The sequence below is a fragment of the Micromonospora wenchangensis genome (assembly GCF_002210435.1).
GTDB classification, from domain to species: Bacteria; Actinomycetota; Actinomycetes; order Mycobacteriales; family Micromonosporaceae; genus Micromonospora; species Micromonospora wenchangensis.
Window position 1 is genome coordinate 1 of the sequence record NZ_MZMV01000092.1, and the last position, 21,254, is coordinate 21,254.

The window sequence follows — 21,254 nt, forward strand, 5'->3', positions numbered from 1 at the left end:
GGGTGGACTGCGCCGACCTGGGGCATGCGACGTCGCCGTCGCCGTTCACCGTGGCGCGCAACGCCGGCCGGGTGGCGCTGACCGCCGCCCAGGCCGCCGAGGTGGACGGGGAACGGGTGGCCGGCTGGATCGTCGACCAGTACCCCCGGGAGCGCTACCCGGCGGTGGTGCTGGGCTCGCCGCACGCCGCCGCCGTGCACCTGGCCGTGGCGCTCGGGGTGCCCTGGCTGCCCACCGGCTTCGAGATGACCGCCCACTGGACGCACGGCGCGGTGGACCGTCCCGCCGCCGCGCTCGACCAGGGGGCCGCGTTCGCCGCCCGGATCCTCGCCGGCAACCCCGGGCTGCACGTCCGTCAGGTGCACTGCCCGGCGAGCCGGGGCGCGCTGGCCGGTACGGCGATCAACCTGGTGGGCCGCTTCCGGGCGCTGCCGGTGGCGTACGCCCGGTTCCTGGCCGACCGGCTGGCCCACCGGGCGGCGCTGCTGCTGGTCGACGACGGCCGCCGGTGGCCGGTGTCGGACTCCGGGCACGGGCACAGCTTCCAGCTCGGCTGCCCGGCCAGCGGCCTGCGGCCGGTGGACTTCCACCCGGACTCGCCCGCCCTGCGTCAGGTGCTGCGGGCCGCCGGGGCGACCGGCGACGGCTGGGAGCCGCCGACGGTGACCGCTGCCGGGGAGTCCGCCGAACACGGGGTGGAACCGGGGTTCGTCCGGGCGCTGGGGCACTGGGCCGGCGGTCGGGGCCACGAGGTGCGTCAGGTGCGGGTGCCGCACCCGGGGGCGCTCAGCGCGGCCACCGCCGACCTGTACCGCAGGTGGCTGCGCCGGGCCGGCAAGACGGGCGACCGGCTGGTGGTGGAGTGCGGCCGGGTGTTCGATCCGTGGCAGGTGGTGCGGGCGGGGCTGGTGCCGTACTGGTGCGAGAACGCGACCCGGCGCAGCGTCGAGGAGGTGGAGTGGTGGCTCGCCGGCAGCGAGCCGTTCAGTTCGGTGGACGTGCTGCCCGAGTCGCCGGGACTGCGGTCACCGGCGGTGGCGGGGCTGCCGCAGTGGCTGGCGGTGGCGGGCTTCGGTCGTCGCCGGCGGGCCCTGGACCGGACCGCCGCCCGGGGCTACCCGGTGGCCCCGGTGGCCACCCGGCGGGCCACCGAGGTGCTGCGCGGGCAGCCGTACGACCTGCCGACGCCGCCGCCGCTGAGCGTCGGTGAGGCGCTGGCCGGGCTCCGCGAGGCGGGCGCGCCGCTGGGGCTCGCCGTGTCCTGACCGGCCCGATCCCACGGTGCGGGCGGGCGGGGACGGCCGGCCGGTAGCCCGGAAAGGGGACGCCGGGGGTGTCCGCGCCGCCCGTCCGGACCCGGCACACCGAAACATCCTCGCGAACCCGGGGGCGCGTGATTGAGTACCTGGGGAGCGGGAAGACCGCCCGCCGCGACGGTCCGATCACGTCGGGTGGCGGCCGGTCGTCGCCCGCCCGCGTCCGGTGATCCCGGCGCGGCACGTTGAACCCCACTTCCGACCCGGTGCGTGGTGCCACCACGCGCCCGACCGGCCCGATCCGGGCGGGGGACCTTCCTGAGGGAGGCGCGGATGTTCGGCCAGACCACCACGACCACACCACCTCCGAGCGACCGGGGCCTAGAGGACCTGGACGCCGCCGCGCTGGCGTACGCCGCGCGGATCGCCGGCCTGCCACCGGAGCACCGGGGGGAGGCCCGCGAGGACCTGGTCCGGTTCGCCCTGCCGTTCGCCGGCCGGCTGGCCCGCCGCTACCGGGGGCGGGGTGAACCGTTGGAGGACCTGGAGCAGGTGGCCCGGCTCGGCCTGGTCAACGCCGTCGACCGGTACGACCCCGAGCGGGGATCGTTCACCGCGTACGCGGCGATCACCATCGTCGGGGAGATCAAGCGGCACTTCCGGGACCGCACCTGGGGGGTGCACGTGCCCCGCCGGCTGCGGGACCTGATCCTGGAGGTCGGGCAGGCCACCTCGGCGTTGACCAGTGAGCTGTCCCGCGCGCCGAGCGTGGCCGAGCTGGCGGCCCGGCTGGAGACACCCGAGGAGGAGATCCTCGCCGCCCTGGAGTCGGCGGCCGGCTACAGCCCCGCCTCGCTCAACGCGCCGGTGGGCGGGGAGAGTTCCGCCGAGTTCGGTGACCTGGTCGGCGAGTCGGACAACGCGTTGGAGTCGGTGGACGACCGGGTGACGGTCAGCGGGCTGCTGCACCGGCTGCCCTGGCGGGAGCGGCGCATCCTGGCGATGCGCTTCTACGGCAACCAGACCCAGGCGGAGATCGCCGCCCGGTTCGGCATCTCGCAGATGCACGTGTCCCGGCTGCTGTCGCGGGCGTTGACCTGGCTGCGTCAGGCGATGCTCGCCGACACCCCGCCGCCGTGGTGCAACGGCACCGCCGAGGCGGACACCGGCCGGAACCGGATCGCGGTGAAACGCACCGCGGAACGGACGGTCGTCGAGGTCGGGGGCGAGATCGACCGCGACGGCGCGGACCAGTTGCGCCGGATGATGCTGGAGGCGGTCGCCGGGCAGCCCCGCGAGCTGGTGGTCGACCTGGACGGCGCGGGCGGGGTGGACGCCGGTGGCATCGCCGCGCTGGTGGCCGGGCGGGACGCCGCCCTCCGTACCGGGGTGCCGCTGCGGCTGACCCGGGTCCAGCCGGCGGTACGCCGGTCGCTGGCGGCCGCCGGCCTGCCCGCCACCGTGGACGCCTGACCCCGCCTCCCGCCTGCGGAAGGACGAACCTCGGGCCGGCACCCCGCACGGGGTGCCGGCCCGAGGGCCGTCGCGGATCAGCGCATTCCGGGGTCGTCGTCGTCCGTGCCGTGCGGGTGCCGCCACCGTTCGGGGGTGTCGGGGTTCCCGCCGCCGGGACCGTCGTCCTCCGGGGCGTCGGAGTGCGCGAAGCCGGGGCGGCGGACCTGCTCCGGTTCGGGCACCACCACCGGGCGGGCGCCGGACTGCGGGGCGGGCTGGTACTCCACCGCCTCCCGCGCGCCGTGCGCGCCCTCGGCCGCCGGCGACTCGGGGACGTGCCGCTCGTGGCGCAGCTCGTCGTGCAGCTCCTGCGGCGGCCGGGTGGTGCGTTGCGGCAGGTCCCGGCCGAGGTCGGCGACGAGCGGGCCGTACTTGGCGTCGAAGGCGGGGCGTTCGGAACGGATTCGGGGCATCCGGTCGAAGTTGCGCAGCGGCGGCGGGCAGGTGGTGGCCCATTCCAGGGAGTTGCCGAACCCCCACGGGTCGTCGACGGTCACCAGCGCGCCGTACCGCCAGGACTTCCACACGTTGTAGAGGAAGAACAGGGTGGACGCGCCGAGCACGAACGAGCCGACGGTGGAGATCATGTTGAGCGTGGTGAAGCCGTCCTCGGGCTGGTAGTCGGCGTACCGCCGGGGCATCCCCTCGTCGCCCAGCCAGTGCTGGACCAGGAAGGTGGCGTGGAAGCCGACGAACATGGTCCAGAAGTGCAGCTTGCCGAGGCGTTCGTCGAGCAGCCGGCCGGTCATCTTGGGGAACCAGAAGTAGACCCCGCCGAACGCGGCGAACACGATCGTGCCGAACAGCACGTAGTGGAAGTGCGCCACCACGAAGTACGAGTCGGTCACGTGGAAGTCCACCGGCGGACTGGCCAGCAGCACCCCGGTGAGACCGCCGAGCAGGAAGGTCACCAGGAACCCGATGGCGAACAGCATCGGCGTCTCGAAGGTGAGCTGTCCCTTCCACATGGTGCCGATCCAGTTGAAGAACTTCACCCCGGTGGGCACCGCGATCAGGTAGCTGAGGAAGCTGAAGAACGGCAGCAGCACCTGGCCGGTGGCGAACATGTGGTGCGCCCACACGGTCATCGACAGCACGGTGATCGCGACCGTGGCCAGCACCAGCCCGGTGTAGCCGAAGATCGGCTTGCGGCTGAACACCGGGATGATCTCGGTGATGATGCCGAAGAACGGCAGCGCCACGATGTAGACCTCGGGATGGCCGAAGAACCAGAACAGGTGCTGCCACAGCATCGGCCCGCCGGTGCCCGCGTCGTAGACGTGGGCGTCGAGCAGCCGGTCCGCGCCCAGCGCCAGCAGCGCGGCGGCCAGCAGCGGGAAGACCAGGATCACCAGGACGGCGGTGAGCAGCATGTTCCACGTGAAGATCGGCATCCGGAACATGGTCATGCCGGGCGCGCGCAGGGTCAGCGTGGTGGTGATCAGGTTGACCGCGCCGAGGATGGTGCCCAGCCCGGAGACGACCAGCCCGACCACCCACAGGTTCGCCCCGATGCCTGGGGAGTGCGTCGCGTCGCTGAGCGGGTTGTACGCCGTCCAGCCGAAGTCGGCCGCGCCGCCGGGGGTGAGGTAGCCGCCGACGACCATGGTCCCGCCGAACAGGTACAGCCAGTACGCGAACGCGTTGAGCCGGGGGAACGCCACGTCTGGGGCGCCGATCTGCAACGGGACGATGTAGTTGCCGAAGGCGAACACCAGCGGGGTGGCGAAGAGCAGCAGCATGATCGTGCCGTGCATGGTGAACGCCTGGTTGTACTGCTCGGGGGAGAGGAACTGCATTCCCGGCCGGGCCAGCTCGGCCCGGATGAGCAGGGCCAGCACCCCGCCGATCAGGAAGAACACGAACGACGTGGCCAGGTAGAGCAGGCCGATCTGCTTGGCGTCGGTGGTGCCGAGCAGCCGCAGCAGCTTGTTGCCGGGCAGCGCCGGGCGGACCGGCCCGGGAAAGCCGCCGAACCGGGCCGGGGCGAGGATGGCCGGCCCCCGGTCTCGTGCGGGCTCCGTGGTTACCCGTCTGGGCATGGCTCTCTCACCCCGTCGTGACGACAGAAAGGACGGGCGCGACTACCCGCCCTCCGCCCATGTAACCAGGCGACAGGGGGAATTTCGGTCAATTCGCCGGCAGCAGCGCCCACACCACCTTGCCGTCGACCAGCGGCGAACTGCCCCAGCGCTGCGCCATCTCCCGGATCAGCAGCAGCCCCCGGCCGCCCTCGGCGGACAGGTCCGGGCTGGCCGCGCGGGCCGCCGTCCGGCTGCCGTCGGCCACGGCCACCCGCAGGTACGGCTGGTGCAGGGTCAACGTGATCCGCATCGGGGTGTGGGCGTGCCGGACCACGTTGCCGACCAGTTCGCTGAGCACCAGCGACGCCGGCTCCACCAGGTGCGGCACGTTCCACCGGGAACACGCGTCGCCGACCAGCTCACGGGCCCGCCGGCAGGCCCCCGCCACCGGCTCCAACCGGGCCCGCAACCGGGGCGCGGCGGTCGCCCCGGCCCACCGGGTGGCCTCCGCGCAGTCCTGCCGCACCTCCACCACCCGGCAGGTGGTGGAGGTGGCCAACCAGGCCGCGGCGTCCGGCGGGGGAGAGCAGAGCACCATCGGCACGGCCGGCCAGTCGGCGGCCTGCCGGGCGGTGGCGGCGAACACCGACAGCGCCAGCCGGTCGGCGACGGTCACCTGGCCCAGGTCGACCACCAGCGCGTCCGGCAGCGTGGTCAGGCAGCGGTCCAACACGGTGTGCACGGCGCGCATGGTGCCCAGGTCGAGCGCGCCGGCGAGGCGTACGACGGTCACCGGTGACTCGTCGCTGACCTCGCAGGTGATCCGGCTGACCATCGGCCCCTCGATTCCGTTCGCGGTGCTGGGGAGAACCGCCAGGTACCCGGGGCCCGGCGGGACGAAACCGGGACCGCGGGCGGCACCGCCCACGGTCCCGGTGCGGGCCGTCCCCGGGCCCGGCCGACTCAGGCGGCCCGCAGCTCGGGCACCCTGGCGGCGGCGCGGACCGTCTCGTAGAGGGTGACGTAGCGCTGCGCCATCACCGCCGGGGTGAACCGCTCGGCGGCCTCCCGGCGGCACTCCTCCGGGTCGAGCCGCCGCGCCGCCAGCAGCAGTTCACCCAGCTCGTCCTCGTCGTCGGTGAGCAGCCCGGTACGCCCGTGCGCGACCAGCTCGGGCAGGCAGCCCCGGGTGGTCGCCACCACCGGCGTGCCCAGCGCCAACGACTCCACCACGGCCGTCCCGCCGGGCTCCTCCCAGCGCAGCGGGAACAGCGCCGCCCGCGCCCCGGCCAGCAGGTCGTCGCGTTCCCGACCGGCCACCGTGCCGACCCAACGGACCAGGTCCCCGTCGACGTGCGGGGCCACCTGGTCGTAGAAGAACCGCACGTCCGGGTTCTGCCGGGCCTCGTCGCCCGCCGCCGCCAGGTCCGCCGGCCGGTGGTAGGGCCCGACCGGGCCGGCGAGCACCAGCGGCACCCCGGTATGCCGGGCCAGCCGGGCGCCGACGTCCTGCCCCTTGCCCGGGTTGATCCGACCGAGGATGACCGTGTGGTCGCCCTTCACCGGCCGGGGTGCCCGGTCGGCGTGCACCGCCAGCGGGGTGGCCAGGTGCACGTGCCCGACGGCGTGCTCCCGTAGCGCCCGGGGCGCGCGGGCCAACTGGGCGGCGGAGACGCCGTTGACCCGTACCCGCGCCCCGCCGTCGAGGGTGCCGTACAGCTCGGGATGCTTGGCCAGGTCCCAGTGCAGGGTGTGCAGCACCGGTGGGGCGTCCGGCCCCATCGCCGCCAGGGTGGCCAGCCCGACCGCCTCCACGTGGTCGTGCACCAGGTCGACGTCGTCGCGGCCGTGCAGCAGCCGGACCACCCCGGCCAGGTGCGCCTGGGACACCCCGCACACCTGGTTGTACGGCCGTTGCAGCGCCGCGAACTGCCCGTCGGCGTAGACCGAGAACTTCTCGTCCACCGGCAGGGTGCTCGACCCCACGGAGGCGAGCACCACCTTCACCCCGAGCCGGCGCAGCTCCGGCACCAGGGTGGCGACGACGTTCTCGATGCCGCCGTAGCCGGGTGGCGGCACGGACAGCCACGGGCCGGCGTTCATCAGCACGGTGAGACTCATGATCGGGACTTCCTCTCGGGACGGACCGGGTCCCGGGCGGGTCTCGACCCCGCGCGTCGGGTGGCGCAGCCGCCGGGGCGGCGTCTCGTCACGCGGCGACCCGCCGACGCGGCAGCCGGGGCCGCAGCTCGGCCAGCGGCGGGCGTTCCTGCACCGAGACGTCGTTGACCACGACCTCCCGGTCGAGATTCGGCAGCGCCTCCGAGCCGCCCCGACGGAACTGGGTGAGCAGGGCGCCCGGACTGGTGCCCGGGGCGGCCCAGCCGCGCCGCTGCAACCGTGCCCAGGCGGTGTGCATGATCTGCGCGGACATCCGGCCCAGGGCCGCGGTGTCCTGGTGCCGGTGTTTGCGCTCGCCCAGGTCGACCTGGGCCAGCGCGTCCAGGCCGACCAGTTCCAGCAGGTCGATCAGCATGGCCGTCTCGACCCCGTAACCGGTGACGAACGGCACCCGCTCCAGCACCTCGCGCCGGCCGGCGTACTCGCCCGCGAGGGGCTGCACGAAACCGGCCAGCTCCGGCCAGAACAGGTTCAGCAGTGGCCGGGCCATCAGCTCCGTCACCCGCCCGCCGCCGTCGGTCTCCACGCTGGTCGTGCCGACCAGCGGGCGGTGGTAGAAGCCCTTCACGAACTCCACCGACGGGTCGACCAGCAGCGGGCCGATCAGCCCGGTCACGAAGTGCGGCCGGAACTCCCGCAGGTCGGCGTCGACGAACGCGACGACGTCGCCCTCGGCGGCGGCCAGGCCGGCCCAGAGCGCGTCGCCCTTGCCGGTCAGCCGGGGCAGGCCCCGGGTCATCTCGTCCTGGCCGACCACCTCCGCGCCGGCGGCCCGGGCCACCTGCGCGGTCCGGTCGGTCGACCGCGAGTCGACCACGATCAACTCGTCGACCAGGGGGACCCGGTCCATCAGGTGTTCCCGGATCGTCGAGACGATCGCCCCGACGGTGGCTTCCTCGTTGCGGGCGGGCAGCACCACGCTGACCCGGTTCTCCCCCTTGGCCCTGATCAGCCGTCGCGTGGGCCAGTCCTGCGCCGACGTCGTCCGGTAGGTGGCCCATGCCTCCACGACAGGGGAGACGATCGGTTCTGTGTCCCGCACTGGCAAACCCCCAGATCCATGGGCGGAAAACGCAGACTTGGTTTTCCCATCTCTGCACATTCGTTAACTGGATATTGCCTAACAGCTTGATCACGGCGGCTCCACCTGCCGGTTCCCGGCAGATGAACGCTGTGTTGCGGGGCACGCCGGGGTTTCGCCCCGCCGCGCCGGGGCAGTGCTGTGCGCGGTGGTGGTGACCGCGTCGAGAGGGCAGAGGGTATGCGTACGTGCCGGGTGGGGCTGGTCGGGGCCGGTGGGGTGGCGCAACGTCACGCCCGCGTGCTGGAGAGTTTCGCCGACGTCGAACTGGTCGGGGTCACCGACGTGACCCGGTCCGCCGCCGCCCGGCTGGCCGACACGCACTCGACCCGGGCCTTCGCCGACGTCGACGACCTGCTGGCCACCGGCCCCGACGCGGTCTACGTCTGCGTGCCGCCGTTCGCCCACGGGCCGGTGGAGGAGGCCGTCGTCGCCGCCGGGGTGCCGATGTTCGTGGAGAAGCCGGTCGCGGTCGACCTGGACACCGCCGAACGGATCGCCGCCCTGGTCGAGCAGCGGCGACTGCTCACCGCCGTCGGGCACCACTGGCGCTACCTGCACGTGGTGGCGCAGGCCCGGGAACTGCTGGCCGACCGTCCGGTGCGGATGGTCAACGGGGCCTGGCTGGACCGGGTGCCCCCGGTGGCCTGGTGGGCGGTGCGGGACCGCTCCGGCGGCCCGGTCGTCGAGCAGGCCGCCCACGTGCTGGACCTGACCCGGGTGCTGGTCGGCGAGGCCGTCGAGGTGACCGCCTACGGCGACGGCAACCCACCCCCGGTCGACGACGCCGACATCGACTCGGTGACCGCCGCCACGCTGCGCTTCGCCTCCGGCGCGGTGGGCACCCTCGCCGCCGCCTGCGTGCTCGGCTGGAAGCACCGCGCCGGGCTGGAGATCCTCGCCGACGGGCTGGCCCTGTCGCTGGCCGAGGACGGCCTGACCGTCCGGGACGCCGACGGGGAACGCCACCTCCCGGCCGACCCCGACGCCGCCCGGGTCGCCGTCGACCGGGCCTTCGTCGACGCGGTCACCGGGGTCGGCGACGACATCCGGGTGCCGTACGCGGAGGCGCTGCGCACCCAACGACTGGCGGTGGCGCTCGCCCAGAGCGCCCGGACCGGACGCGGCGTCAGCCTGCCCACCGGCCCGGCCGCGCTCGCGCCGACGGCCGACGGCCGGCCCGGCGCGCCGACGGGGGCGACAGTCGATGCGTGACACGGTGGTCGTGGTCGACGGCCCGGGGCGCGTCGTGCTGGCCGAGCAGGAGGCCGGTGAGCTGCGGGAGGGCACGATCCGGGTGCGGACCCGCTACAGCGGGATCTCCGCCGGGACGGAGCTGAGCTTCGTCAAGGGCACCAACCCCCACCTCACCGTCACCCTCGACCCCGACCTCGGCCTGTTCCGGCCGGGTGCCGCCGGCACCCCGTACCCGGTGACCCGGCTCGGCTACATGCAGGTCGCCGAGGTGGTGCAGAGCCGCACCCCGGCGATCGCCGTCGGCACCGTCGGCGCGATGACGTACGGCCACCGCACCGGGTACGTCGCCGACCCGCTCGCCGAACGGTTCGTGCCGCTGCCCGACGACCTCGACCCGCTGCTCGGCGTCTACGTGGCGCACATGGGCCCGATCTGCGCCAACGGGCTGCTGCACGCCGCCGCCGACCTGTACGGCGCCGACGTGCGCACCCTCGGCGACGGGGTGCGCGGGCGACGGGTGGCGGTCGTCGGCGGCGGCGTGGTCGCCCTGCTCACCGCCCTGTTCGCCCGTCGGCACGACGCCGCCTCGGTGGTGGTGGTCGACCCGACACCGCAGCGTCGGCAGGTCGCCGAGGCCCTCGGGCTGGAGACGCTGGACCCGACCGCCGACGACCCGGCGGTGGTGCTCAAGACCCGGTGGAACCACAGCGCCGGGGACCGCGGCGCCGACGTGGTGTTCCAGTGCCGGGGCCAGGACCACGCGCTGCACCTGGCGCTGCGCCTGCTGCGCCCCCAGGGCACGGTGGTCGACCTGGCCTTCTACCCCGGTGGCGCGGACGCCGTCCGGCTCGGCGAGGAGTTCCACCACAACGGGCTGTCGCTGCGTTGCGCCCAGATCGGCCGGGTGCCGCGCGGCCTCGCCCCGACCTGGGACCGGGAACGCCTCTCCGCCGAGACGATCGACCTGCTGCGCCGCCACGGCGACCTGGTCCGCGCGCACCTGGTCTCGGCCGTGGTCCCGTTCGCGGACGCCCCGGCGCTCCTCACCGACCTGGCCGAACGCCGCCGCCACGAACTCCAGGTCGTCCTCACCCCCTGAGCCGGCGGGACCGGCCGCCCCCTTCCGGCGGGTCGCCGCCGGGCGGGGCGGGCCCGGGGCCCCGGGGAAGCGGTCCCGCCCGTCATCGACGTCGGTCAGCCCGCGCTCCGGTCGGCCGCCTGCCCGCCGCCCTCCGGGCGACGCTCGCCGACACCCCCGTTGACCTGCCCGGACGGGCCGGCCACCGGACACCGGGGCCGTGTCGGACAGACCGGGCAGCCGTTTCCGGCCGGATTCGCGTACCGTTGCCGCTCATGGGTGTGTCGCAACGGTTGAAGAGCAGGTTCCGCCGGTTCCTCCAGCGCCCGGGGACGACGGTCGACCTGGCTCCGCTGGAGAAGCTGCTGCCGCGGGTCGCCGCGCGTGAGGAAGAGCTGTCGGCGCTCGACGACGACGCGCTGACCGAGGCCGCCGGCGTCGCCACGGAGTACGTGGACATCTGCGCCGTCGGCCGCGAGGCCGCCCGCCGGGGCCTCGACCAGCGGCCGTACGACGTGCAGCTGCTCGGCGCGATGGCGTTGCTGTCCGGCAAGGTCGCCGAGATGGCCACCGGTGAGGGCAAGACGCTCACCGCCACCATCGCCGCCTACGGGCACGTCCGGCTGGGCAACGGGCCGGTGCACGTGCTCACCGTCAACGACTACCTGGCCCGCCGGGACGCCGAGTGGATGACGCCTGTCTACCGGCTGCTCGGGCTGACCGTGGGCTGGGTCAACGAGGCCTCCACCCCGGCCGAGCGGCGGGCCGCGTACGGCTGCGACGTCACCTACGTCTCGGTCAGCGAGGCCGGCTTCGACTTCCTGCGCGACCAGCTCGTCACCGACATCGCCGACCGGGTCCAGCCGCCGCTGGCCACCGCCATCGTCGACGAGGCCGACTCGATCCTGATCGACGAGGCCCGGGTGCCGATGGTGCTGGCCGGCTCGACCACCGGCGAGCAGGACCCGGTGCACGCCGCCGCCGCGCTCGTGCGCGGCCTGCGCAAGGGCCGGCACTACACGGTCGCCGAGGACGGGCGCAGCGTCGCCTTCACCACCGAGGGCCTGGCCGCCGTCGAGGCCAAGCTCGGCGACATCGACCTGTACGACACCGAGCACGTCGGCCAGCTCTCCGCGGTGAACGTGGCGCTGCACGCGCACGCCCTGCTGCACCGCGACGTCGACTACATCGTCCGCGACGGCTCGGTGGAGCTGATCGACGAGATGCGCGGCCGGGTCGCCCAGCGCCGCCGCTGGCCCGACGGCCTCCAGGCCGCCGTGGAGGCGAAGGAGGGGCTGGACGCCACGGCCGAGGGCGAGGTGCTGGGCACCATCGCCGTGCAGGCGTACATCGCGCTCTACCCCAAGCTGTGCGGCATGACGGCGACCGCGGTGCTGGTCGGCGACCAGCTCCGCGAGTTCTTCGGCCTCGAGGTGGCGGTCATCCCGCCGAACACCCCCTGCGTCCGCGAGGACGAGCCGGACCGGATCTACGCGACCCGGGCCGAGAAGGAGGAGGCGCTGATCGACGAGATCCGGCGCTGCCACGAGGCGGGCCGTCCGGTGCTGGTCGGCACCCTCGACGTGCGGGAGTCCGAGGGGCTCGCCGCCGGCCTGCAGGCCGCCGGGGTGCCGTGCGTGGTGCTCAACGCCAAGAACGACGACGAGGAGGCGGCGATCATCGCTGAGGCCGGCGCGTACGGCGCGGTGACCGTCTCCACCCAGATGGCCGGCCGGGGCGTGGACATCCGGCTCGGCGGCAGCGAGCAGGTCGACCAGGAGCGGGTGGCCGAACTCGGCGGCCTCTACGTGATCGGCAGCGGCCGGCACGACAGCCGCCGCGTCGACGACCAGCTGCGTGGCCGGGCCGGCCGGCAGGGCGACCCGGGTGGTTCGGTCTTCTTCGTCAGCCTGGAGGACGACCTGGTCGTGCGGCACGCCGGCGACACCGTCCCGGCCTCGCCCCGGATGAACGCCGACGGTCTCGTCACCGACGAGCAGGTCGACTACGCGGTGGAGCACGCCCAGCGGGTCGCCGAGGGCGTCAACCACGAGATCCACCGCAACACCTGGCGCTACAGCGTGGTCATCGAGCAGCAGCGGATCGCCCTGGCCGAGCGTCGGGAGCGGCTGCTCACCTCGGACGTGGCCGCGCTGATGCTGCTCGACCGGATGCCCGAGAAGGCCGGCGAGATGGACGAGGACCTGCTGGCCCGGGTGGCCCGCTCCATCGCGCTCTACCACACCGACCGGCTCTGGGCGGAGCACCTGGCCGAGTTGTCCGAGGTCCGTGAGGGCGTGCACCTGCGGGCGCTGGGCCGGCTCGACCCGCTCGACGAGTTCCACCGGGCGGCGGTGCCGGCGTTCACCAACCTCATCCCCGAGATCGAGACGCGCACCCTGGCGACCTTCGAGGAGACCGAGTTCGCCGAGGACTGGGAGCCGGACGCCGCCAAGCTGGTGCGGCCCAGCGCCACCTGGACGTACCTGGTGCACGACAACCCGTTCGGTTCGGAACTGGACCGGCTGATCGCCTCCGTCGGCCGTCGGCTCGCCGCCGCCCGCTGAGCGGCCCGGGAACCCCTCCGACGCGGGATGCGCCGGAGGGGTTCCTTTACGCGGTTTCGATCCTGTTTTGCGAGGGTAGTAGCCCGGGGCCCACGACTCGGAAGAGAGATCATCACGATGACACAGGCAACGACGCCGGTGCCGGGCGGCAGGGGTACGACGGAGCCCGCGGGCCGGTGAACCTGGACATGCGGGAGCTGACCATCGACACGCTCGGGGTACTGGAGACGGCCGCCCTGCTGCGGGAACTGACCGCGGGACTGATCGCGGTCGACGACTTCGACGAGGCGCTGACCGAGCTGGTCCGGATCGCCGCGGACGCCGTCCCGGGGGTGCTCTGGTGCGGTTTCACCGCGCTGCGGGCCGGTGAGCCCGCCGGGGTGGCCGCCTCGGACCCCCGGCTGGCCGAGCTGGACGACCTGGGGCACGGCGCGGAGTCACCCGCGATGGACGCCATCCGCCGCCGCGAAATGATCATCGCGGCGGACCTGACCGTCGAGGACCGGTGGCCGGCCTGGACCGACCGCGCCCGCCGGCTCGGCGTGCGCGGGGTGATCTCCGCCCCGGTGGACGTCGACGAGCGGGCGATCGGCTCGATCAACCTGTACGCCGGCCGGTCCGGCACGCTGGGCACCCGGCACCAGCTCACCGCGATGCTGCTCGCCGAGCACGCGGGACTGCTGCTGGCCGCCGTCCGGGACCGGGCCCGGCGGGCCGAGCGGGACAGCGAACGCGACGGCGCGCTGCTCGGCGAGAACGTCGTCGGCCAGGCCGTCGGGGTGATCATGACCCAGCGGGGCTGCCCGGCGTCGGAGGCCCTCGACGTGCTGCGCAGCGCGGCGTCCTCGCTGGACATCCCGCTGCGGGAGGTGGCCGAACGGTTGGTCACCACCGTCTCCCGCCCCCGCGAGTCCTGACCCGCCGCGACCGGCCCGACACGGAACGTCCGCCGGGGTGGTCCGGGCGGCCGACGGTGTCGTTTCTCTCCGGACCCGCGAATCCCGGCCCGGCCGTTTCGTCGAAGCGCCCCCCGGGTAGCACCCTGGACCGGTGCGCTGAGCCGATCCTGGGGAGGAAACGATGGAGAGCCGCCTGAGGGTGCAGGGGCATCCCATCCAACCGATGCTGGTGACGTTCCCGTTCGGGCTCTTCGTCAGTGCCACCGTGTTCGACCTCGCCGACGTGGCCGGCGGCCCGGCGTTCCTCGGTGAGGTCGGCTACTGGACGGCGATCGCCGCGCTGGTGGCCGCCGGGCTCGCCGCCGTCGCCGGCATGATCGACCTGTGGGACGTACGGCCGGGGCCGCACCGTCGTACCATGGTCACCTTCAACATGGTCAATGCCGGCATGGCCGCGCTCTTCCTGCTGTCCTGCCTGGTCCGGGCGGACGCCCCGCAGCGCGGTGCGACCGGGGTGCTGCTGGTGACCGAGCTGGTCGCGCTGCTCGTCGGTGCGGTGGGCGTCGGGTTGGGTGCCCGGCTGATGCGGCAGTTCGAGTCCGGCCGGCGCGAGCCCACCGGCTTCGACACCCTCGACGGGGTCCCCGCCGGCTCCACCGTGGAGATCCTCCGTCCCGCCCCCTGATCCGGCCCCGCCGGGTCGCGCCGCCCGAGCCGAATCCGGTTGCTGGCCGTACGATCCTGCCGCAGGGTGGGCGGATGGTCGAGCCGAGCTGTGCGGAGCTGATCGCCGAGGCCGCTGCCGCCCCCGTCGACGGCTGGGGCTTCGGCTGGCTGGACGGGCGGGCCACGGAGGAGCGTCCACCGTGGGGCTACGCCCGTCAGGTGGCCGCGCGGATGGCGACGGTCACGACCGCGCTGGACATCGACACCGGCGGGGGCGAGGTGCTCGCCGAGCTGCCCCAGCCGCCGCCGCTGCTGGTCGCCACCGAGGCGTGGCCACCCAACGTGGCGGTCGCCCGGCGTACGTTGCGACGGGTCGACGGCCGGGTGGTGCAGGTCGCTCCCGCGTCCCGGCTGCCGTTCCGGGCGGCCGTCTTCGACCTGGTGACCAGCCGGCACCCGGTGGACACCCCGTGGGCGGAGATCGCCCGGGTGCTGCGCCCCGGCGGGCGCTACCTGTCCCAGCAGATCGGTGCCGGCACCATGCGGGAGCTGAGCGAGGCGGTGCTGGGCCCGTTGCCGCCGCCGGTCACCCGGCACACCGCCCAGGCGGTGGCCGCCGCCCGCAGCGCCGGCCTGCACGTGGTACGGCTGGAACGGGCCACCCTGCGGGCGGTGTTCCACGACATCGGCGCGGTGGTCTGGTTCCTGCGCAAGGTGGTGTGGACCGTGCCGGACTTCGACGTCGACCGGTACCGCCCGCAGCTCGAACGGCTGCACGCGCACATCCGTGCCGAGGGCGCTTTCGTGGCCCACTCCCGACGCTTCCTGATCGAGGCCGTCAAGCCGACCGACGGGACCGTCTGAAGGACCCGTGGTGGCGGGTGACGCCGCGGCATCCGGCGTGGGGACGGCGCGCCATCGGCCCCGGCGGGTCGATCACACGTGGCGGGTGGTGAGCAGGGTGAGCATCTCGGGCAGGTCGAAGAACCGGGCCGTCTCCACCGCCGACGGGGTCCCGTGGTCGGGGTCGGCTCCGGCGTCGAGCAGGGCGCGTACGGCGTCGGTGTTTCGCCGGAACACCGCCGCGGCGAGCGCGGTCTGCCCCCGGTCGTTGACCCGGGTGTGGTCGGCGCCCCGGGCCAGCAGGGCGGCGACGGTCTCAGGACGGGCGTGGTAGGCGGCCAGGATGAGCAGCGTGTCGCCCTTGTCGTTGGTCATGTTCACCGGCAGCCCGGCGTCGACGTGGCCGCCGAGTTCCGTGGCCTCGCCCGCGCGGGCCAGGTCGAACATCCGGTGGGCGAAGGCCAGCGTCTCGGCGTCGAACTCCTCGGTCATCCGCTCAGCCTAGAGGCCCGTGCCCCGGTCGCCGCCGGTGACGGGAGCCGGTCCGCCTTTTGCGTCCCAGCATTCGGTATTACCTACTAAACCTATAGGCTTTACAGTCTAGAGTGTGGGGGGACGCATCACACGGGAGAAGCCATGACCAGCATCCACGCCACCGATCTGCTCACCGTCGCCGGCCGGTACGCCGACCCGACCACCTGGGCGGTACCGCTGCGGTTCGATCCCACCGAGCGGTGGTACGCCCGGCTCGCCTCGGCCGACGACCACGAGGTCTGGGCGTTGAGCTGGCTGCCCGGCCAGGGCACCGACCTGCACGACCACGGGGGTTCCTCGGGGGCCTTCCTCGTCGTCGCCGGCGAACTGACCGAGCAGACGGTCTCCGGTGGGCGGTTGCGCCCGCACCGCCTCGCCGCCGGCTCCGGTCGCCGGTTCGGCCCCCGACACGTGCACGTGGTGACCAACCGCGGCGACCAGCCGGCGGTCAGCGTGCACGTCTACCTCCCCGCGCTGCGTCACATGACCCGGTACCACCTCGTCGACGGGCGGCTCCGGGTCGCCGAGATCGCCCGGGCCGGCGTCTCCTGGTGACGCCGCCCGCCCCCGTTTCCCCCACCCGTCGGCCCGCCCATGGAAGGACCGCGACGATGCCGCAACACGCCACCCTCACCGAGAGCTGTCCGGCCCCACCACCGGGTTCGCGCGGCATCGACGAGATCCTCGCCGAGGCCCGCACCCGACTGCGCCGGCTCGACCCCGAACAGGCGCACCTGGCCTGCCGGGGCGGGGCGATCATGGTCGACATCCGGCCGGCGGCCCAGCGGGCCGCCCACGGCACCGTGCCGGGCGCGCTGGTGATCGAGCGCAACGTCCTGGAGTGGCGGCTCGACCCGCGCTGCCCGGCCCGGCTGCCCGAGGCGGTCGACTACGACCTGCCGGTGCTGGTGATCTGCCAGGAGGGTTACACCTCGTCGCTGGCCGCCGCCGCGTTGCAGGACATCGGCCTGCACCGGGCCACCGACGTGGTGGGCGGCTTCGTCGCCTGGCGGATCGCCGGACTGCCGACCCTGGGCCCGACGCCGTCGCACCGTACCCCGTCCTCCGCGCCGCCGGTGACCGCCGGCCGGACGCCGCACTGACCGTCGCGCCCCACCGGGCGTGGCGGACGCACCGCCACACAGGAGGCTCCCATGTCCCTCGTCACCCTCACCGCGCGTCCGCACCCGCCGGGCCGTCCCGACCGGGTGATTCCGGGCCGGCCCCGCTCCACGCCCTCGCTGACCATCACCCTCGACCTGACCGCCGGGCCGCTGACGCCCCGGCTGGCCCGCCTGGTCGACCTGCTCGGCGAGTTGGTCGAGGCGGGGGAGGGGGCGGTCCGGCTGAGCGAGCCGACCGCGCCGCGCCTGCTGTCGTCGCTGCCGGCCCCACGCCCGATGCCTGTGGTCGGGGAGCCAGCGCCGGCCGACGACCACCCGGAGACCCTGCGGATCTTCGCCGGCACCCGGGTGGTGCGGCAGGGCGACCGGGAGATCCCGCTCACCCGCATCGAGTTCGACCTGCTGCTGTTCCTGGCCGAGCACCCGCACCAGGTCTTCACCCGGCTGCAACTGCTCGCCAACGTCTGGGGGTACGAACACGCCGTCGCCCGTACCGTGGACGTGCACATCAGGCGGTTGCGCGCCAAGCTCGGCGCGGACACCCCCCTGGTGACCACCGTGTACGGGGTGGGTTACCGGCTCGCCGACGAGGCGAGGGTACGGATCGACCGGTTCCGCTGACCTTCCGACCATTCCCCGACGCACCCGGCCCGCCCCGAGCCGGGTGCGTCGCGGCGTTCCGGCCGTGATCCGACCGGCGGGCACCCCCGTACCCGGGCACGTCGACGCTTCTGCTGTAATCATCTGGCTCGTACGCAGAGCGAGGGATCGGCTGCGAACTGTTCGTCAATTGTCACATTCATGCAACGCGGTCGCCCCTTGACCCTCGTCCAGGGGCCGGGAAGCATCGATGCAGCGGCGTCCCGGGCCGTGGGGAGATACCCGGACCAGCCCAAGGAGGACCATGTCGGTCAGCCCCGCATCGTCGCGCGCCGGATGGCATACGTCCCAGCCCTCGGTTCCGGGTCGGCCTCCCGGCGGCCAGCGACGCCCGGCAAGCGCCGCCACCCCGGTGCTCACCGTGACCCTCTCCATTCCGCTGGCCAGCGAGGAGTCGCTCACCCCACCGGCCCGCCGGTTGCTGGAGGCGGCCCGCGAGATGCTCGAACGCGGCGAGGGCACCATCGCCACCACCGGCGTTCCCGCCGAACGGCGACCCGACCAGGTCCCGGCCGGCCGGTCGGCGGGGCGTTCGCTCGCCGCCACCATTCCGATGCTGCACATCCTGGCCTCCTCCCGGTCGGTGCTGCGCGACGGTGAGCCGCTGCCGCTGACCCGGCTGGAGTTCGACCTGCTGCTGCACCTGGTGGCCCACCCCCGCCGGGTGTTCACCCGGCTGCAACTTCTCAACGCCGTCTGGGGGTACGAGCACGCCGGGGTGCGCACGGTCGACGTGCACGTGCGTCGGCTGCGCGGCAAGGTCGGCGTCGACGTCCCGCTGGTCACCACGGTCTACGGGGTGGGCTACCGACTCGCCGACGACGCCCGGGTCACCGTCGACCGCACCGGCTGAGCCGTCCCGGCCGGACCGCCGCCCCGCCCGCCGGCCACCGTCGGGCCGCCCCACCCGAAGCACCCGCACCGTGCCGTGCCGCCGGCCGTGTCCGGTCAACGGCCCGGACCGCCCGGTCCCGCGGTCGTCGCCAGGAAAGAATTTTGTCGCCGCGAGTCCCGTCGACCGGACCGCCGACGGGTCGACGGCGGGCCCGGCGCGGTGCCCCGACCGGGTTGCTCCGGGGCCGGGCACCGCTGCCCGGTGCGTGGGCCGCCGGGCCGTCCGCCGGCCCACGGGGCACGATGGTCGGATGCGTGTCCGTCCGATCTCACCCGACCGGCTCGTCACCGAGCTGACCGAACGGCTCCTCACGGTCGCGGCCGGGCCGACCGTCGACGGGTCCACCCCGCCGGCCCACCTGCGGGTCGCGGTGGACGGTCCCCCCGCCGCCGCCCCGGACCGGCTCGCCGAGGCGCTGATCGACCCGCTGCGTGCCGGCGGACGCCCGGCGCTGCACCTGCGCGCCGAGGACTTCCTGCGGCCCGCCTCCGTCCGCTTCGAATTCGGCCGGACCAACCCCGACGCCTACTACGAGGGCTGGATCGACGAGACCGGCCTGCGCCGGGAGGTGCTCGACCCGGCCGGCCCCGGCGGCACCGGGCGGGTGCTGCCCTCGCTCTGGGACGCCCGGACCGACCGGGCCAGCCGGGCGGCCTACCAGGAGCTGCCGCCGGGCACGGTGCTGCTGCTCAGCGGGGCGCTCCTGCTCGGCGGGGGACTGCCGTTCGACGTCGCCGTGCACCTGGTGCTCTCGCCGGCCGCGCTGGCCCGGCGTACCGACCCGGCGCAGCGGTGGACCCTGCCGGCCTTCGCCAGGTACGCCGACGAGGTCGCCCCGCAGTCCTTCGCCGACGTGGTCCTGCGCGTCGACGACCCCCGGCACCCGGCCTGGGTGCAGCGGGCCGACGGGGCCGGCTGAGTCCCTGCCGTGACGGTGGGCCCGGCGGGCCGCGCCGGCCGGCACGATCCGCCCACCGCGACGGCGGCGAAACCGGTGGTTTGACGGGACGGGACGGGGGGTAATCGCCGCACTCACACGGCACGGATGATCTCACCGTGCCCACCGAGCCCGGAGCGTGCCCTCGGCTCGCGCCGGTCCCAGGAAAGGCAGGCAGCGATGCTCGTCCACGACACCGTCGGTACCGCCCGCACCACGGCGGAGGCCGACCAGATCCGGGCCTCCCTGCGGGCCCGCTACGACGAGCTGTCCGCGGAGTACGAGCAGGCGGTCGCGCAGAGCCAGGTGCTGCGGCTGGTGGAGGTCGGTGACACCGCCGGCGACGACCAGGCCGACAGCGGCACCAAGACCGCCGAGCGGGACACCGCCCAGTCCCTGCTGCGCACCATCCTCGACCGGCGGGCCCAGTTCGAGCACGCCCTGACCCGGCTGGACGAGGGCACCTACGGCTTCTGCGAGGGCTGCACCGCGCCGATCCCGGTGGAGCGGCTGGAGATCTTCCCGTCCGCCACCTCCTGCGTCGGCTGCAAGCAGACCCGGGAGCGGCGCGCCGCCTGAGCCCGCGGCCGACCGTCACCACCGGATGCCGGCCCGCCGGCCCACGCCGGACCACCCCGCGACCCCGCACCGCTGATCGACTCCGGGGAGCCGGACAAGCGGCCTCCCCGCGCGGCGATGCCGCACCGTCGGCCCCGACGCCCGATCACCCGCCCGTGCGCTTCACCCCGGCCGGGTGAGGACGGCTCACCCGGCCGACGGGCAGCATCGACGGTGCCGGCCGCGCCCGCGGCCGGAGCAGACCCGACCGGGCCGACAGCCCGGCGGGACAGCGGTCGGGAAGACCGAGCACGGGTACGGAGGTGACCGAGATGACGGTGCGGGTGGTGGCAGATCCCCGACGTGGCGCGGTGCTGCACGTCGTCGGCGCGGGTGGCGACACCCGTCGACCGGAGCGGCCCGGACGGTTCGGCAGCCCGGCCCGGCAGGGGCGGGGCCCGTCGGGACCACCCCGACGCGCCGACGACCGGCGTTGGGGCGGCGAACCGAAGGACGGGGGGTGACCCGATGGCCGAGCAGCTGATGTCGGCGTTCGAGTCCTCGGTGGACAAGACCAACCTGATCCTCAAGGACATCGAGGACGCGTACGGGTGGCCCCGGACGCGGCGCAACCAGTCGTACGCGGCGCTGCGCACGGTGCTGCACCTGCTGCGCGACCGGATGACCGTGCAGGAGTGCGCGGAGTTCTCCGCCCAGCTCCCCGTGCTCGTCCGGGGCATCTACTTCGACGGGTGGCGGCCGGAGGACGTGCCGGTGAAACTCAACCGGGACGACTTCCTCTACGAGGTCCGGCAGGGCTTCCCCTACGACGTCGAGGGCGGCCCCGAGCGGGTGGCCCGGGTGGTGCTGGACGCCCTGCGCCGGCACGTCACCCAGGGGGAGTGGCAGGACGTGAAGGCCGGCATGCCCCGCGACCTGCAACGACTGATTCCCTGACCCGACCGGCCCTGGACCGCCGAGCCCGGGCGGCCCAGGGCCGGCGATCGGTCCCGCGCGCCGGACAGGCCGTCTACGGTGTGGTTAGAGAAGATCGTGTGGGGGGTACCACCCGCGTACGACAGACCCCGCCCTGCGGCGGGGCGGCACACCCGAGGGAGCACCCATGGCACTGAACGATGACGACATGCAGACTACCAGCGGCGGCGGCCTGGAGGGTCCGGCCGACGGTGGCGCGACCCCGGGTCAGCACGACGGTGGTGCGGACGGCAGCGCGGAGGG

Annotated in this window: 21 protein-coding genes; 16 read left to right on the forward strand and 5 right to left on the reverse strand. The window is 74.3% G+C overall.

Annotated features, from left to right (window positions below):
- Together B5D80_RS30680 and B5D80_RS30685 are read left to right on the forward strand one after the other, a co-directional pair.
- On the forward strand, positions 1-1,265 hold a 1,265-nt coding region (locus tag B5D80_RS30680; RefSeq protein WP_144081812.1), incomplete at its 5' end, for a hypothetical protein.
- 324 nt (positions 1,266-1,589) lie between these two features.
- Positions 1,590-2,729: a SigB/SigF/SigG family RNA polymerase sigma factor gene (locus B5D80_RS30685; protein ID WP_088647423.1), complete on the forward strand. Its 1,140-nt coding sequence runs from the start codon at positions 1,590-1,592 to the stop codon at positions 2,727-2,729.
- Between the two features lie 77 nt (positions 2,730-2,806).
- On the opposite strand, the gene ctaD is transcribed toward B5D80_RS30685, so the two are convergent.
- The 4 genes from ctaD to B5D80_RS30705 all read right to left on the reverse strand — a co-directional run bounded on the left by ctaD (position 2,807) and on the right by B5D80_RS30705 (position 8,018).
- Positions 2,807-4,813: an aa3-type cytochrome oxidase subunit I gene (gene ctaD / locus B5D80_RS30690; protein WP_088647424.1), complete on the reverse strand. Its 2,007-nt coding sequence runs from the start codon at positions 4,811-4,813 to the stop codon at positions 2,807-2,809.
- A gap of 88 nt (positions 4,814-4,901) precedes the next feature.
- Complete coding sequence (locus tag B5D80_RS30695) at positions 4,902-5,630, reverse strand: ATP-binding protein (protein WP_088647441.1); 729 nt, start codon at positions 5,628-5,630, stop codon at positions 4,902-4,904.
- A 128-nt stretch (positions 5,631-5,758) separates the two neighbouring features.
- Complete coding sequence (locus B5D80_RS30700) at positions 5,759-6,916, reverse strand: glycosyltransferase (protein WP_088647425.1); 1,158 nt, start codon at positions 6,914-6,916, stop codon at positions 5,759-5,761.
- 88 nt (positions 6,917-7,004) lie between these two features.
- A complete protein-coding gene (locus B5D80_RS30705) occupies positions 7,005-8,018 on the reverse strand; it encodes a glucosyl-3-phosphoglycerate synthase (RefSeq protein ID WP_088647426.1) in 1,014 nt (337 codons plus the stop codon).
- Between the two features lie 219 nt (positions 8,019-8,237).
- On the opposite strand from B5D80_RS30705, the gene B5D80_RS30710 reads away from it, so the two are divergent.
- From B5D80_RS30710 to B5D80_RS30735, 6 genes are all read left to right on the forward strand, one after another.
- On the forward strand, positions 8,238-9,272 hold the full coding sequence (locus B5D80_RS30710) for a Gfo/Idh/MocA family protein (protein ID WP_088647427.1): 1,035 nt from the start codon (positions 8,238-8,240) through the stop codon (positions 9,270-9,272).
- Entirely contained in the window at positions 9,265-10,353 is a 1,089-nt protein-coding gene (locus B5D80_RS30715; RefSeq protein ID WP_088647428.1) for a zinc-binding dehydrogenase, read from the forward strand. Before B5D80_RS30710 ends, B5D80_RS30715 begins: the two co-directional genes overlap by 8 nt.
- A 254-nt stretch (positions 10,354-10,607) precedes the next feature.
- The gene (secA2, locus tag B5D80_RS30720) at positions 10,608-12,899 is read left to right on the forward strand and encodes an accessory Sec system translocase SecA2 (RefSeq protein ID WP_088647429.1); all 2,292 of its coding nucleotides are present in this window, start codon (positions 10,608-10,610) and stop codon (positions 12,897-12,899) included.
- Positions 12,900-13,075: 176 nt separating this feature from the next.
- Complete coding sequence (locus tag B5D80_RS30725) at positions 13,076-13,816, forward strand: GAF and ANTAR domain-containing protein (RefSeq protein WP_088647430.1); 741 nt, start codon at positions 13,076-13,078, stop codon at positions 13,814-13,816.
- A gap of 163 nt (positions 13,817-13,979) precedes the next feature.
- Positions 13,980-14,483 (forward strand): DUF2231 domain-containing protein, encoded by a 504-nt coding sequence (locus B5D80_RS30730; RefSeq protein WP_088647431.1) that lies wholly within the window; start codon positions 13,980-13,982, stop codon positions 14,481-14,483.
- A 74-nt stretch (positions 14,484-14,557) separates the two neighbouring features.
- Positions 14,558-15,328 (forward strand): class I SAM-dependent methyltransferase, encoded by a 771-nt coding sequence (locus B5D80_RS30735; RefSeq protein ID WP_088647432.1) that lies wholly within the window; start codon positions 14,558-14,560, stop codon positions 15,326-15,328.
- 72 nt (positions 15,329-15,400) lie between these two features.
- On the opposite strand, the gene B5D80_RS30740 is transcribed toward B5D80_RS30735, so the two are convergent.
- A complete protein-coding gene (locus B5D80_RS30740; protein WP_088647433.1) occupies positions 15,401-15,799 on the reverse strand; it encodes an ankyrin repeat domain-containing protein in 399 nt (132 codons plus the stop codon).
- A gap of 144 nt (positions 15,800-15,943) precedes the next feature.
- Here B5D80_RS30740 and B5D80_RS30745 point away from each other — a divergent pair, with 144 nt between their 5' ends.
- The 8 genes from B5D80_RS30745 (at position 15,944) to B5D80_RS30780 (ending at position 20,972) form a co-directional block, all read left to right on the forward strand.
- The gene (locus B5D80_RS30745; RefSeq protein WP_088647434.1) at positions 15,944-16,396 is read left to right on the forward strand and encodes a cysteine dioxygenase; all 453 of its coding nucleotides are present in this window, start codon (positions 15,944-15,946) and stop codon (positions 16,394-16,396) included.
- A gap of 56 nt (positions 16,397-16,452) precedes the next feature.
- A complete protein-coding gene (locus B5D80_RS30750) occupies positions 16,453-16,944 on the forward strand; it encodes a rhodanese-like domain-containing protein (protein ID WP_088647435.1) in 492 nt (163 codons plus the stop codon).
- 51 nt (positions 16,945-16,995) lie between these two features.
- A complete protein-coding gene (locus tag B5D80_RS30755) occupies positions 16,996-17,586 on the forward strand; it encodes a winged helix-turn-helix domain-containing protein (protein WP_088647436.1) in 591 nt (196 codons plus the stop codon).
- A gap of 283 nt (positions 17,587-17,869) precedes the next feature.
- Complete coding sequence (locus B5D80_RS30760) at positions 17,870-18,478, forward strand: winged helix-turn-helix domain-containing protein (RefSeq protein WP_088647437.1); 609 nt, start codon at positions 17,870-17,872, stop codon at positions 18,476-18,478.
- 292 nt (positions 18,479-18,770) lie between these two features.
- Entirely contained in the window at positions 18,771-19,439 is a 669-nt protein-coding gene (locus B5D80_RS30765) for a nucleoside/nucleotide kinase family protein (protein ID WP_088647438.1), read from the forward strand.
- 198 nt (positions 19,440-19,637) lie between these two features.
- On the forward strand, positions 19,638-20,036 hold the full coding sequence (locus B5D80_RS30770; RefSeq protein ID WP_088647439.1) for a TraR/DksA family transcriptional regulator: 399 nt from the start codon (positions 19,638-19,640) through the stop codon (positions 20,034-20,036).
- A gap of 311 nt (positions 20,037-20,347) precedes the next feature.
- Entirely contained in the window at positions 20,348-20,539 is a 192-nt protein-coding gene (locus B5D80_RS30775; RefSeq protein WP_088647442.1) for a hypothetical protein, read from the forward strand.
- A gap of 4 nt (positions 20,540-20,543) precedes the next feature.
- Complete coding sequence (locus tag B5D80_RS30780; RefSeq protein ID WP_088647440.1) at positions 20,544-20,972, forward strand: DUF2267 domain-containing protein; 429 nt, start codon at positions 20,544-20,546, stop codon at positions 20,970-20,972.
- Positions 20,973-21,254: the final 282 nt, after the last annotated feature.